The organism is Frigoribacterium sp. CFBP 8759, assembly GCF_014841655.1.
GTDB lineage: Bacteria > Actinomycetota > Actinomycetes > Actinomycetales > Microbacteriaceae > Frigoribacterium.
The window spans coordinates 225,597-238,666 of the sequence record NZ_JACYUH010000002.1; the positions used below are offsets into that span (position 1 = coordinate 225,597).

The 13,070-nt window shown below is 67.9% G+C and carries 12 protein-coding genes; all 12 read right to left on the bottom strand.

Annotated features, from left to right (window positions below; genetic code table 11):
- The 12 genes from IFT79_RS06355 to IFT79_RS06410 are packed head-to-tail and all read right to left on the bottom strand — an operon-like array spanning window position 1 to window position 13,062.
- Window positions 1-759: a glycosyltransferase gene (locus IFT79_RS06355; RefSeq protein WP_056046081.1), complete on the bottom strand. Its 759-nt coding sequence runs from the start codon at window positions 757-759 to the stop codon at window positions 1-3.
- Entirely contained in the window at window positions 756-1,991 is a 1,236-nt protein-coding gene (locus tag IFT79_RS06360; RefSeq protein ID WP_192123296.1) for a lipopolysaccharide biosynthesis protein, read from the bottom strand. The genes IFT79_RS06355 and IFT79_RS06360 overlap by 4 nt, the downstream gene beginning before the upstream one ends.
- Window positions 1,988-3,115 carry a glycosyltransferase gene (locus IFT79_RS06365; RefSeq protein WP_192123298.1) on the bottom strand — a complete coding sequence of 376 codons (1,128 nt, stop codon included), beginning with the start codon at window positions 3,113-3,115 and terminating at the stop codon, window positions 1,988-1,990. The genes IFT79_RS06360 and IFT79_RS06365 overlap by 4 nt, the downstream gene beginning before the upstream one ends.
- Window positions 3,115-4,266 carry a non-hydrolyzing UDP-N-acetylglucosamine 2-epimerase gene (wecB, locus tag IFT79_RS06370; RefSeq protein WP_056046074.1) on the bottom strand — a complete coding sequence of 384 codons (1,152 nt, stop codon included), beginning with the start codon at window positions 4,264-4,266 and terminating at the stop codon, window positions 3,115-3,117. Before wecB ends, IFT79_RS06365 begins: the two co-directional genes overlap by 1 nt.
- The gene (locus tag IFT79_RS06375) at window positions 4,263-5,357 is read right to left on the bottom strand and encodes a polysaccharide biosynthesis C-terminal domain-containing protein (protein ID WP_056046072.1); all 1,095 of its coding nucleotides are present in this window, start codon (window positions 5,355-5,357) and stop codon (window positions 4,263-4,265) included. Before IFT79_RS06375 ends, wecB begins: the two co-directional genes overlap by 4 nt.
- Window positions 5,354-6,415 (bottom strand): SDR family NAD(P)-dependent oxidoreductase, encoded by a 1,062-nt coding sequence (locus IFT79_RS06380; protein WP_056046070.1) that lies wholly within the window; start codon window positions 6,413-6,415, stop codon window positions 5,354-5,356. The genes IFT79_RS06375 and IFT79_RS06380 overlap by 4 nt, the downstream gene beginning before the upstream one ends.
- Window positions 6,412-7,653, bottom strand: a complete 1,242-nt coding sequence (locus tag IFT79_RS06385; RefSeq protein WP_162234600.1) for a glycosyltransferase family 4 protein — start codon at window positions 7,651-7,653, stop codon at window positions 6,412-6,414. The genes IFT79_RS06380 and IFT79_RS06385 overlap by 4 nt, the downstream gene beginning before the upstream one ends.
- A gap of 11 nt (window positions 7,654-7,664) precedes the next feature.
- The gene (locus tag IFT79_RS06390) at window positions 7,665-8,630 is read right to left on the bottom strand and encodes an NAD-dependent epimerase/dehydratase family protein (protein ID WP_192123300.1); all 966 of its coding nucleotides are present in this window, start codon (window positions 8,628-8,630) and stop codon (window positions 7,665-7,667) included.
- Window positions 8,623-9,636, bottom strand: a complete 1,014-nt coding sequence (locus IFT79_RS06395) for a glycosyltransferase family 4 protein (protein ID WP_192123302.1) — start codon at window positions 9,634-9,636, stop codon at window positions 8,623-8,625. The genes IFT79_RS06390 and IFT79_RS06395 overlap by 8 nt, the downstream gene beginning before the upstream one ends.
- Window positions 9,633-11,453 (bottom strand): polysaccharide biosynthesis protein, encoded by a 1,821-nt coding sequence (locus IFT79_RS06400; RefSeq protein ID WP_342211784.1) that lies wholly within the window; start codon window positions 11,451-11,453, stop codon window positions 9,633-9,635. The genes IFT79_RS06395 and IFT79_RS06400 overlap by 4 nt, the downstream gene beginning before the upstream one ends.
- The gene (locus tag IFT79_RS06405; RefSeq protein ID WP_192123304.1) at window positions 11,450-12,424 is read right to left on the bottom strand and encodes a hypothetical protein; all 975 of its coding nucleotides are present in this window, start codon (window positions 12,422-12,424) and stop codon (window positions 11,450-11,452) included. Before IFT79_RS06405 ends, IFT79_RS06400 begins: the two co-directional genes overlap by 4 nt.
- Window positions 12,424-13,062, bottom strand: coding sequence for an arsenate reductase/protein-tyrosine-phosphatase family protein (locus IFT79_RS06410; RefSeq protein ID WP_056046059.1), 639 nt, complete (start codon window positions 13,060-13,062; stop codon window positions 12,424-12,426). Before IFT79_RS06410 ends, IFT79_RS06405 begins: the two co-directional genes overlap by 1 nt.
- Window positions 13,063-13,070: the final 8 nt, after the last annotated feature.

The window sequence follows — 13,070 nt, forward strand, 5'->3', positions numbered from 1 at the left end:
TCAAGTCCGTTCCCGTCGGAGCCTCGAGGAAGCGACGACCACAAGGCGCACCGCAGCGTCGAACACATGGGACGCCATTCGTACCCGTGTGTGCACCACCGGGCCCAAGGCTCGACGCGTGCGGGGCGACAGGTTGCCGTCGTGTAGCCGGCGATGGACGGTCACTTCGGGTGCGTGCCTCAGGCTGCGACTCACGATTCCCAAGATGGCGAGCCAATGGTCATGCGCCTGGGTCGCCGGCGGGAAGGGGAGCGCGAGGGTGATGAATTCCCTTGTGAAGACCATCGTGCAGCCGTAATAGGGTCGTCTGCCGAGGGCCAGGCCCACGAGATCGCCCACAGTGGATGACGAGGCTTTCAGTCGGCGCTCGGAAGGTTCTCCACTGGCGAGAGACACATGGTCGAAGTTCGAGGCGACCATGCCCACCCCCTCGAGTTCATGGAGCAGGTAGGCGACACGACCCTCGGCCCAGACGTCGTCTTGATCACTCAACATGAGGACGTCCCCGGATGCAGCTGCGAGAGCTCGTTCGAAGGTGCGAACGTGGCCGGCATTGTGCTCGTTGACCATGAGGCGAATGCGAGCGTCGCCGAACGAGGCGACGATCTGAGCGCTCTCGTCCGTCGAGGCATCGTCCACGACGACGAGTTCGTCCCCGGCCTGTAACTGTCTCAGAATGGACTCGATCTGCTCCGTCAGGTACAGGGCACCGTTGAACGTAGCCATGCACACGCTCACACGAACGCGTTCGATCATCATCGGTCACTTTCCGTGGTGGGGACGGTGGATGTGTGTCGGAGTGCAAGCAGCACTATTGCGATGGCTTGTAACACGTAGGCGATGGTCAAGCCGATCGATGCGCCGACGGCGCCGTTCAGTGACGCCCCGGAGAAGACCCCTGCCAAACAGACGATGGTGAAGCCGATCGCGACGACCGCAGCCATCCTCGCCAGGCCCCAGCCCTGGAGAGCCGAGGTCAACAGCGCGGTCAGGGACGCGAAAGGCAAGCCGATCAGCACGATCTGGATGACGAGGATCGATGGAACGTAGGCGTCTCCGAGAACGAGCGGCACGACGTACGGTACGAGCAGCGCCAGCGAGACATAAGCAATGCTCGTGACGGCCAGGAAGACGAGCGAAGCGTGCACCATCCTGAGCCGGGCCGTGCTTCTCGTTGCGAACGGGAGAAGGACTGTCGCCGCCGCACTCGCAACGAGCTGAAGAGGGCCCGTCAGGCGGGTCGCTGACGCGTAGAACCCCGCTTGGGTGGTACCCGAGACCGCGGAGGTCATCAGGACGTCGAAGTTTCGGGCTTGGACGGCCATCGAATTGAGCCAGAACGGCAACCCTGCTCGGAACACGAGTCGGAAGGGAACTGAGGTCGCCGGCTGCACCCTGGAGGACGCGTAACGACGAGCCAGGACGGCAGAAACCAAAGCAGCCAGCATCTCTCCAGCCGAAAAGGCGAAAAGTGGATCAAGCCCGAGTGACGTGGCGGAGACGAACACGAGGAGAGACAGGGTGCGACGCAGGATGATGTTCGTCGTGTTCACGGACGCCTGCTGGTTGGCAAGGGCGATGCTCAAGAACGTATCCGCGTTCTTCTCCGCAGCGGCAGCGACGGCCAAGGGCAACAGATAGAGGAAGCGCGAATCGGCGGTCAAGCCGGCTCCCAGCAACATGATGATCAGGAGCAGAGCCAGCAGTGCCGAGAGGCGTGAATTCGTCCGCAGCGCCGCCGACACGAGGGCGTGATCCACCCTCGCGCTGTGTTCCCGCAAGATCAGCTTTGCCAGGCCCAGATCGGTCATGGCCTGAGCGATCACGATGGCAGCCGCCACTGACGAGAAGAATCCGAAATCGTCCGGCAGAGCAAGCCGCGCGAGAAGAACGAGTGCGACAGCACGGATGATTGCGCTTCCGACATACCCGCTGAGGACGGCTGTGAACTGTCTCGCAAATCGATTCGTCAGTAGCCCTGAGGTCTTCATTTGGCGCTGGGAGACTTCACGTCCCACTCGTCTCGGATCGCCTCGAGTATCCGGCCCGCTTGTGATCGGGCCGTCCATCGCTCCTCGACTTCGGCCAGGCATGCAGCGGCAACACCTGATCGATCTGCCGTGACTCGACTCATGACACGTGCCAGTGCGTTCACCAATGATGCGATGTCGCCGTGTTCAAAGATGCCCCCGGTCTCATTCGTGACCGCTTCCCACTCGGGCCCCTGGCCATAGACGTCATCGTCCGTCACGACGGGAACGCCATGGCCGAGGCTCTGGATGATGCTGAGACCGGCGTAGGTGGGGATGACGGTCACGTCGAGTGAGTCGTAGAAGACCTTCGTGTCCTCTGCACCGTAGACCGGGCCGGTGAGCGTGAGGTCGACTCCGAGGTCTGCGGCCAGATCGTAGAGAGGGCGGTGCTCAGGCCCCTCACCTCCTAGAGTGACGCGTACGGGAGTCCCGCTTCGGGTCAGCTCGGAGGCCGCGTGAAGCAAGAGGTCGAAGCGCTTGGCACTCTTCAGTCTCGCAATGGCTCCTACGTTGACCACGCGATGAGTCGGCACTGCGCCCTGCTCGTCAGAACGGATGGGTACCTGCCCGACGCTGTTGTAGATCACGGTGATGCGGTCCTCCGGGTAGCCGGCAGCAGCCCCGAGTCGCTTCGCGGTGTTGCCGTAGACCATCAGACGGGTGGCTAGCCGATAGAACGCCAGTCGAACGAGCGATTTTATGCCCCCCTCCGGGCGATGCCACCCGATTGTCCAGAACAGGACAGGCTTCCCGCGCAAGCGGGCGACGATTGCACCCACCCACGTGCTCAGGACCGATACGTCGCCCGTGAAGATGTACGAGTCGTACCTCTTCGACAAAGCCATGCGGGTGACGCCGGACTGCCATGTAGCTCGGCCCCAATAGCGGTTCTTGAGCACGAGGTGTTCCCGGAGTCCATCCGGAGACATCGTCTTGAGGGCGTAGTGAGATCCGTCAGGGTCTGAAGCGAACACGAAGTCCAACTCGCTGCTCTCGTCGAGTTGTTTGTGAACCGCCTCTCGATAATGAGCCATGACCTGGCAGATGACAGCCACGCGTGGTTTTCGTTCGCGTTCCGTCATCAGTTGCTTTCTGCCTCGCGGGCCGAAGTCCGGATTCCCGTCCGTGCGTGGTGAGAGGGAAGGGACGACAAGATGTTCCCCAGAACGCGGTGAGAGGTGTCGTCGATCTGATAATCGGTGGGCACCGCTCCGGTTGACGAACCCTGCAGCACGTAGTCGACGGCCCTCTGGATGCCCGAGGACGTGGTGCCGGTCAGGATGATGCTGCCCGTGTCCTCGGCCTCCGGACGCTCGATGGCGTCACGCAGGGTCACCGCTCTGAACCCCATGAGGGAAGATTCCTCGGCGATCGTTCCGCTGTCCGACAGAACGAGCCGGGCCGACGCCTGCAGGGCCAGATAATCGTGGAATCCGAACGGCTTGTGGAACACCAGCCGCTCGAAGGATTCACCCAACTCCTCGAGCCGTTTCCTCGTCCGCGGGTGGGTCGACACGAGGACGGGGAGGTCGTACCGGACACCGACGTCGTTGAGTCCTCGCAAGATGGAGGCCAGACGACCGGCATGGTCGACGTTCTCCTCACGGTGCAGGCTGACCAAGAAGTAACCGTCTGCCTCCAGATGCTCGTCGGCGAGCACCGTGCTGCCGGCGACGCCGTCGGCGTTCTGGGCCAACACCTCCTTCATCGGCGAGCCGGTGAGGCGGATGCGCGAAGGGTGCAGGCCCTCGGCGAGGAGGTTGCGGCGGGCATGCTCGGTGTAGACGAGGTTGTAGTCGGCCACGTGGTCCACGAGCCGCCGGTTGGTCTCTTCCGGGACGTTCTCGTCGAACGACCGGTTGCCGGCCTCCATGTGGAAGACGGGGACTTTCATCCGCTTGGCGATCACGGCCGAGATGCTGCTGTTCGTGTCTCCGAGGATCAGCATCGCGTCGGGCTTCTCTGCGAGAAGAACCTGCTCGGTCTTGACCAGGATCGAGCCGAGGACGGCGCCGAGGCTGCTCGTGTCGGCCTCGAGGAAGTGGTCGGGCCGTCGCAACCCGAGGTCTTCGAAGAACACCTCGTTGAGTTCGTAGTCGTAGTTCTGACCGGTGTGCACGAGGACGTGGTCGACGTGCTGGTCGAGACGCTTGATGACGGCGGAGAGACGGATGATCTCGGGTCGCGTGCCGACGACGGTCAAGACCTTCAGTCGAGGGGCAGGGGTGTTCATACTGTCTCCGGAATGGTGTCGGGGGCGGCCGGATCGAAGATCTCGTTCGACCAGAACATCGTGAAGAGGGTGTCGTCACCGGTGTTGGTGATCGAGTGGGCCCAGAAGGTGGGCATGTCGACCGAACACGGTGCCGTACCGTCGACGGTGACGGTGACCACCTCGTCCGAGAACAGGCGCCGCAGCCGGATGTCGGCCGTTCCGGCCACCACGGTGAAGCGCTCCATCTTCCGCCGGTGGTAGTGCTGACCTCGAGTCACGCCGGGCGCCGTCGTCGAGAACGACGTCTGCCCAGACCCGCCGTGTGACCGGATCACCTCGGTGAAGCTGCCCCGGGCGTCGGTGTTCTGGGTCAGCGGGATGACGTGTGACGCCTCGAACGCGAACGACCTGTAGGTGTTGAACAAGTCGCGCTCGAAGTCGGACGCCAACACGGGCACGTCGCCCTTCGAATACGCCGAGGCGAATCGCGACAAGGTCGCCAACAACTCCGACACCGTCGTCGACGTCGCGCGGGCGAGGACGTCCTCGGCCCCGTCGAGGCCGACGAGCGCCTCGGCGGCGTGCTGCGCGTGCAGCAGGCTCAGCTCGCGGTCGACGTCGACCGATGGGGTCTCGCCGCGGCTCAGCAGGTGGCAGAACGTCGCTGTCACGGCGTTGTAAAAAGGGCGTCCGTGCTCGCCGAACAGGTTCGGGAGGTGCACGTCGACGAAACGTGCCCCGACGTCCGCGGCAGCGTCACGGATGATGCGTGCCGCCGCCTCCTTCGCGACGCCATAGGTCGAGCCGTTGCCGACTTGGGTGGAGTTGGCGAAGACGATGCAGGCCGGCGCCACCTCGGCGGCGCGGATGACCCGGGCGGCCTGCTCGGCGAACAGGACGTTTCCCGCGTGGACCTCGTCATCCGTGCCACGGTTGACGCCCGCGATGAGGACGAGTCGATCACTGCACGAGACGGCCTCCGCCGCCTGCTGAGCATCGAATCGATCGCCGACGGCGAACGGATGGACGACGGGTTCACCCAGCGAGTGGAGGAGGGCGCGGGTGTGCCACCCCAGGAAGCCACCGGCCCCCGTCATCGCGATCTTCACGCGGTGACCTCGGGGTGGTGGATGCCCGCGAGGGCCAGCTCCGAACGTACCTCGGGCAGGGCCAGGAGCATCGCCTCGACATCGGTCACCGTCATGCGGTCGACCGTGTGGGAGTCGTAGTCGGAATACTCGACCTGCTCGGGGTCGCCCTCCTCGAAGAACGCGCCGTAGTTCAGGTCGCGCTTGTCCGCCGAGATGCGGAAGTAGTCGCCCATGTCCTCGGCGCGCGAGAGTTCCTCGCGGTTGGCCAGCGCCTCCGAGACCTTCTCGGCGTGACGGGTGCCGATCACGGTGACGCGTCGCTCGCTCTGGAAGATGTTGATGACCGCCTGGGCGAGGTCGCCCATGGTGCAAGCCGCCGCCTTGCGGATGAAGAGGTCGCCCTGATGGGCATTGCGGAAGGCGTGCTCGACGAGGTCGACGGACGACGGCAGCGACATCATGAAGCGCGTCATCGACGGATCGGTCACCGTGAGGTCCTTCCCCGCCTTGAGCTGCGAGATGAACAGGGGGATCACCGAGCCGCGCGAGTACATGACGTTGCCGTAGCGAACGCACGACACCGTGGTCACGGCGTTCGGGTTGTTCAGGCCGTGTGACTGCGCGACCTTCTCCATCATCGCCTTGCTCATGCCCATGGCGTTGACCGGATAGACGGCTTTGTCGGTGCTGAGGCAGACGAGGGACTCGACCCCGGCGGCTTCGCTGGCACGGACGACGTTCTCGCTGCCGAGCACGTTGGTCTTGACCGCCTCGATGGGGAAGAACTCGCACGACGGGACCTGCTTCAGGGCAGCGGCATGGAACACGTAGTCGACGTCTCTCACGGCCCGCTCGACGCTCAGGTGGTCGCGGACGTCGCCGACGTAGAAACGGACCCTGGCGTCGCCCAGGTCGTGACGCATCTGGTCCTGCTTCGCCTCGTCGCGGCTCAGGACGCGCACCTCGCCGACACCACGGCTCAACAGCTTCTGCGTGACGGTACGGCCGAACGAACCGGTGCCGCCCGTGATGAGAATTTTCTTGCCGACGTAATCGGCGGAGGCATCAGTGGTCAAGATCGGTCCTTCGTGGCGTGCTGGTCGGAACTCGTGGGTGACGTTGCGTCAATGATGGCGGCTGCTGCGCGATCGGCCGAGAAATGGGCGTCGTAGTGATGGCGACCCGAGCGGCCTCGACCCCGGAGGTCCTCCGTCGTCAGGTGGGTCAGCGAGATGAGCGCGTCCTGCAGCGCGCCAGCGTCGCCCGGGGGGACGACGGTGCCGGCACCGGACTCGGTGATCAAGAGGGCACCGTCACCGGCGATGACGCCGACTACCACGGCGCCGGACGCGAGCAACGACGGGATCTTGCTGGGCGTCGTGTGCTCGAGGAACTCCGACGCCCCGAGGGAGACCAGGTGAGCGTGGGCTTGCTTCATGAGACCCGGCACGCGTTCCTTGGGCACCCGGCCGACGAACTCGATGCGCCCTCCATCGTCGACTCGTGAGGCGAGAGCTCTGAGGCGATCGAGGGCGATGCCGTCACCGACCAGGACGAGCCGCAGATCGACGTCCGAGGGCAATGCCCCGACGGCCTCGACGACGTTCTCGAGCCCCTGGACGTCCCCGATGGCACCCGAGTACATCAGGACGAACGGTTCCCCGTCGCGACGCTCGCGCACCTCGTCGAACGTGAAGAGGCCCTCGTCGGTCGGGTTCGGCACGTAGACGACGTCGTCCGGCCCGACGTGACGGTTCCGTCGCTGGATGAGATCCGCGACGCTGGGCGAGATGACCCCGACCCGTCGCGCCAGGCGTTCCGTCAGCGACACCGTCTTCGAGACGGCGGCCAGGGCGAGGCGTCCGGCGCGACCGTCCGGGAACATGCCGCTGTGGACGAGCGAGTCGGGCCACAGGTCCTGCACGTGCAAGAAGTACGGCAGACGCCCCCATCGGGTGTGGACGAGCAGGGGCAACGCCACCGTCGCCGGCGAGTTGTAGACCCAGACCATGTCACAGCCACGCAGCGACCTCGCCCCGAGGACCGTGGCCGAGACGGCAAAGCTCAGGTAGTTCAGCGCTCGTCCGACGGCGGACGAGTCATGGCTCGCGTACAGCGGGACGCGGGTCACCGTGACACCGTCGACCGTGCTCGTCCTCCGCCACGTCTGGCGGTGACCGGGGTACACACGCCCCGTCGGGTAGTTCGGGAACCCCGTCAGCACGCGGACCTCGTGCCCTGCCGCCGCGAACTCGCGGGCCAGGACACCCGGGATCGCAGCTGGCCCCGGTTCGGGGTCGTACCACTGGGTCAAGATGCCGATCCTCACGCGTCACCCCCGCGGAGCAGGTCGGCGACGGCGGGCGTCGGACGGATGCCCACGCTCTCGGCCCAACCGCTCGTCTGGCCCTGACCGAACCACATCAGCTCCACCCGTCGGATCGGCCCGGCGAGGCGTCCACCGATCAGTCGCGAGACGACGCGGGCAGAACCCACGACGAAACGGCACAGCAGGCGTGGCAGGCGTCGGGGTGACCGCCCGCCGGCCGCCTCGAGCACGGAGGAGACCGTGAGCCCCTCCCAGGGCTGCAGGACGACGGCGGGCACGATTCCGTCGAAGGTCCCGACCGCCGTCACGAACTCGGCGAGGGCCGCGACGCTGGTCACGGGCGTGGGTGCGTCGCCCGGTGAAGCGACCGATGCGAGGGGTGACGCCGCGAGGCGTCGGAGACGGTCCGTCGTGGGGCGCCCGGGCCCCTGCACCGAGGTGGCACGCACGACGACGACCTCCGTCACGTCGTCCGGGGCGCCCTCGGCGCGCGCCTCGACGAGCAGTTGCTCGCCCCAGGCCTTGCTCTGCGAATACGGCGAGAAGGGCAGCGTCCGTGTCGACTCGTCGAGGACGGGCACCGGGCCCTGGACGGCGGCGGAACTCAGGTGCACGAACCTCCTCGCACCGCTCCGACGAGCGGCGGCGAGTGCGACGAGGGGAAGGACAGCGTTGGCGCCGACGAGGGATGCCGACATCTCGGCGTCGGGGGTCGCGAGGCCCGCCGCGTTGACGACGACTTCTACCCCGCGGAAGGCGGCGGCGAGCTCGTCCACGACGTCGACGGCACCGGCCGCAGCTGCCCGTACTGACGCGGCCGCCGCGGGCACCGCCTCCAGCCGGGGCGCCGCGAGTTCGACGACCGTGATGCCTCGAGAGCGGGCGTCGGCGACGATCCGACTCCCGACGAAGCCACTCGCTCCGATCACGACCCAGGTCGTCGCGTCACGGGTTTCAGACATGCTCGACACGAGCCTCTCGATGGGTGAGCCGCAGGGTCCAACTCGGAAGTGACAGGTAGACGGCCGCGATCACCGCGAAGAGGACGACCGCTGCGACGGCACCGACCGGACCGACGAACGCGAGCGAACCGGCCGCGGCACAGGCCACGGTGGCCGTGGTCACGATCGACGACGCGGGCACGTGGCCGTGGCGACGCGCCAGCACTTGGTACACGTGGGTGTTGTGTGCCTCGAACCAGCGCTCGCGCCGCGCCACCCGGCGGGCGAGGGTGCTGGACGTGTCGACGAGGTAAGGCACGAGCGGTGCGACGACGGCGACCAGCGGCACACCGATGGCGATCGCGCCCACGGCTGCCACGGCGATCGTCCCACCCAGCAGGTAACTTCCGACGTCACCGAGGAACATCCGTCGACCCACGACGTTCCAGGGGACGAACGCCAAGAAGGCCAGGGCGATGCACGTGCCGAGTCCCGTGAGCCAGGGCTGTCCGGCCAACGCCCCCGACACCACGAACGAGGCTCCTACGACGGTTCCGTGCAGGCCGGACACCGTGTTGATGCCGTCCATGAAGTTCGCGACGTTGACGTAGCCGGCGACGGCGACGGGGCCCAGGACGTACAGCCACCACGGGCCCTCGGCGATCGTCACGATCGCGGCGCAGGCCACGGTGGCGATGACCATCTGGACGACGGCACGGCTGAGGGAACCGAGGCTGCGCACGTCGTCCGCGAATCCCAGGATGGCGAAGGCTGCGCTGGCGACCGCGATCACGACGAGCAGTCGACCGCTGACGCCCGGGACCGCGGCCGCCAGGACGAGGGTGCCGAGGACGATCCCCATGCCGGGGGCGATCCCACCCCCGCGAAGAGTGGGGCGGACGTGGGATGAGCGTTCGCTCGGGACGTCGACCACGGCGAAGCGGTACAGGAGCGGTCGCACCGCGAAGGGGAGCAGCGCCGAGGTGAGCAGGCAGAGTACAGCTGCGGTCCAGAAACCGACGCTCACGCGGGGTCCTCGACGTGCGTGGGTGACTCCGAGGCGCCGGGTCGCGCGAGCTCCGCCGTCCACGGGCCCACGTGGGCGTGCACGCCGTCGAGCTGCGACGGGTGCAGCGCGGGCACGGTGGTGTGCGAGATCTTCGGGTGCACGGGCCGGTTGTCGCTCTCGCCGAGGCCGACGAGCTCCTCGTGCATCTTCTCGCCCTCGCGCAGGCCCGTGTAGACGATGCCGATGTCCCGGCCCGACATGGCGATCATGCGTTCGGCGATGTCGAGGATGCGCACGGGCTCGCCCATGTCGAGGATGAGCACCTCGCTGGGCGAGCCGATCCCGCCCGCCTGCACCACGAGATGGCACGCCTCGGGGATGGTCATGAAGAACCGCGTCACGTCGGGGTGCGTGATCGTCAGCGGGCCACCGGCCTCGATCAGGGACGTGAACACCGGCAGCATCGACCCGCGGCTGCCCAGCACGTTGCCGAACCGCACCGACAGGTAGCGGGCACCGGTCTCGTCGGCGGTCCAGGCCGTGAGCCGCTCGGCCAGGCGCTTCGAGTGCCCGAGCACGCTCGTCGGGTTCGCCGCCTTGTCGGTCGAGATGTTGACGAACGTCGTCACCCCCACGGCCTTGCTCGCGTCGAGCACGTTCTGGGTGCCGAGCACGTTCGTCTTCCACGCCTCGTCGGGGTACTGCTCGAGCATCGGCAGGTGCTTCAGCGCCGCGGCATGGAAGACCACCTCGGGTCGACGGTCCTCGAAGATCGCTCGCAGCGCCTCCGGGTCCCGGATGTCGGCCAGCACGACCTCCTTGGTGTCGAGCAGGCCGTTGCCCGAGATCGACAGCTGCGACTGCTGCAGGCCGGTCTCGTCACGGTCGAGCATGATCAGCTCGGCAGGGCCGAACTTGGCGATCTGACGGCACAACTCGCTGCCGATCGACCCGCCGGCTCCCGTGACGAGGACGCGCTTGCCCGCCAGGTAGCCCGCGATCGACTCGACCTGCGTGTCGACCGGGTGACGGCCGATGATGTCCTCGATGGCGATGTCGCGCACGTCGCCGAGTCTCGACTTGCCCTCGAGGATCTCGTCGAGCAGGGGGAGGACCATCACGCGGAGTCCGGCCTCGGCGGCCCGGTCGGTGACGTCCTGCAGCAGGGGGGCGTCGGCCTTTGCGATGCCGATGATGATCGCCTTCGCCCCGCTCCGCTCGGCGGCGGCGACGAGGTCCTGTCTCGTCCCGAGGACGCGCACGCCCTCGATGCGCAGGCTCGACCGCGTGCGGTCGTCGTCGATCAGGCCGACGGGGAGGTACGGCGAGGCCGGGTCGGTCAGCATGCGGCGGACGAGGTGGTTGGCGAGACGACCCGCTCCGAAGATGAGCGTCGGTTGGGCACTCTCGCCGGGGCGGCTCTGCGTCTCGACGTAGAGCCTGGCCACGTAGCGCAGGGCACCCATGAAGACGAAGACGACCGGCATGGCGATGAACACGGTGCTGCGCGCCAACATGATCTCGGTCCCGATCGCGAGGACGGGGATGCCGACGATCAGCCCGGTCGCGACGACCACCGCGACGATGGTGCGCACCTCGGCGAAGCTGCCCGGCACGAACCGGCGACGATACAGCCCCGTCGCGTAGCCGAGTGCCGCTCCGACGACGACCGTCACGGCGGCGACGGCGAAGACCGCTGACCAGGTGACGTCGCCGTACCAGAAGTCGTAGCGCAGCGACACGGCGAAGAAGATCGCGACGACCCACGAGAGGGCGTCGAGCCCTACCTGCAGGGCGGTCCGTCGCGCCGGTGAGGCCATGAACCGGTCGATCACCAGGTCACCCCGCCGTCCGTCGACACCGACACGACGTCGTCGGCCCAGAGCCAGACCGCCGCTGCCGAGGCCGAGAGCGCGATCGCTCCGGGCGTCTCGGACGACGCCGGCGCGCAGCCCACGGACGTCGCGGCCGCGCCCGACGCGGTCGGCGGCGTCACGACGGCCGTGCCGTCACAGTCGGCGGCACCGGTCGAGGCGACCAGGTACGAGCCCGAGGCAGCGGTGACGGCGACGGCGCCGTCGACGACGGTGCCCGCGTCCCAGGTGGTCGCGCCGTCACCGGTGCGGAAGAACGTCCGGTCGCTGCACAGCACCCCGGCCTCGGCGTCGCTCACGACCGCGAGGTCGACGACGGTCGGGCACGGGGCCGCACGGTCACCCGAGGGGGAGTGCACGGTGCCGGGCGCGGTCCGGGCGACGTACCACGACGCCGCCAGTCGCTCGGGGTAGTCGCGGTACTCGGCACCCCCGCTGAAGGTCTGGGCGAACGCCGGCGCGCAGTCGTCCCCGGCCGGTCCGACGACGAATGCCGACGACGCGTCCGTCGCCTGCAGGCGGTCCAGGCCGGCGAGGGAGCCACCGGTCGCGACCGACGTGGCCGACCAGGTGGCGCCTCCCGACGTCGTCTGCTCGACGACGGGCGGCGACGCGACGGTGCCGGGGGTGCAGCTCGCGGCCTGCGCGCGCCAGGCGGTCCCCGCGTCGACGACCGACAGGAGGCGCGTCGGCGTCACGGCCTCGGCGGCGGTGGTGGGGGTCGCGGTGGGCGACGGCGTGCTCTCGGTCTCGACCGGGCGAGGCGTCGACGTGGCGGCGGGCTCGGCGTCGGCAGCCAGACCAGACGGTTCGCGGGTCAGCGCCAGGGCGACGAGTCCGAGGTCGACGAGGACGAAGGCACCGATCCCGATGATGGCCAGGCGGCGGCGGGCGCGTGCTCGTGAGCCCCTCTTGCGGCGTGCGTCGGGCATCAGCGGTCACCCCCGTCGAGGGCGGCGGCGCGGGTCAGCAGGTCCACGAGCACGTCGGCCGCCGGCACCAGCTGGCGCCCCGACTCGGTGAACGTCTCGTCCGACCGGCGGTAGGGATCGACGACGTCGTCGTCCAGCGCGTCGTCCGGTGCCTCGACCGTGCCGCGGCGCGAGGCCAGCAGGGCCACGGTCGCACGCAGTCGGTCGGCCACGGTGGACGCGTCGGCGGGCAGGGCGTCGACCAGCTCGGCGTCGGTCACGTCGCGGGCGAGGCGGGCGGCCTCGCGCAGGGTGAACGTGTACCGGCTGGCGCGGGGGTGCATCGAGACGACGGCCCGGCGGTGTTCGCGGGCGAGCGCCACGACGAGGTCGGCGTCGCGGACGTCGCGCTCGAACAGGAACCGGGCCCGGTGGTCGTCGGGCTCCAGGTCGAAGGACCGGGCGAGGGCCCGGGCCTGGTCGGGCATGACGTCGTCGTCGACGGCCATGGTGCCGGCGCTCGACACGGTGACGTCGTCCCACGACGAGAGACCGCGGCGGAGGTACAGCTCGGCCAGGGGGGACCGGCAGATGTTGCCGGTGCAGACGGTCAGCAGCGAGAACGTGGTCGAGGTGCGGCGGGGGATCACGAAAGACACGGGGCCGC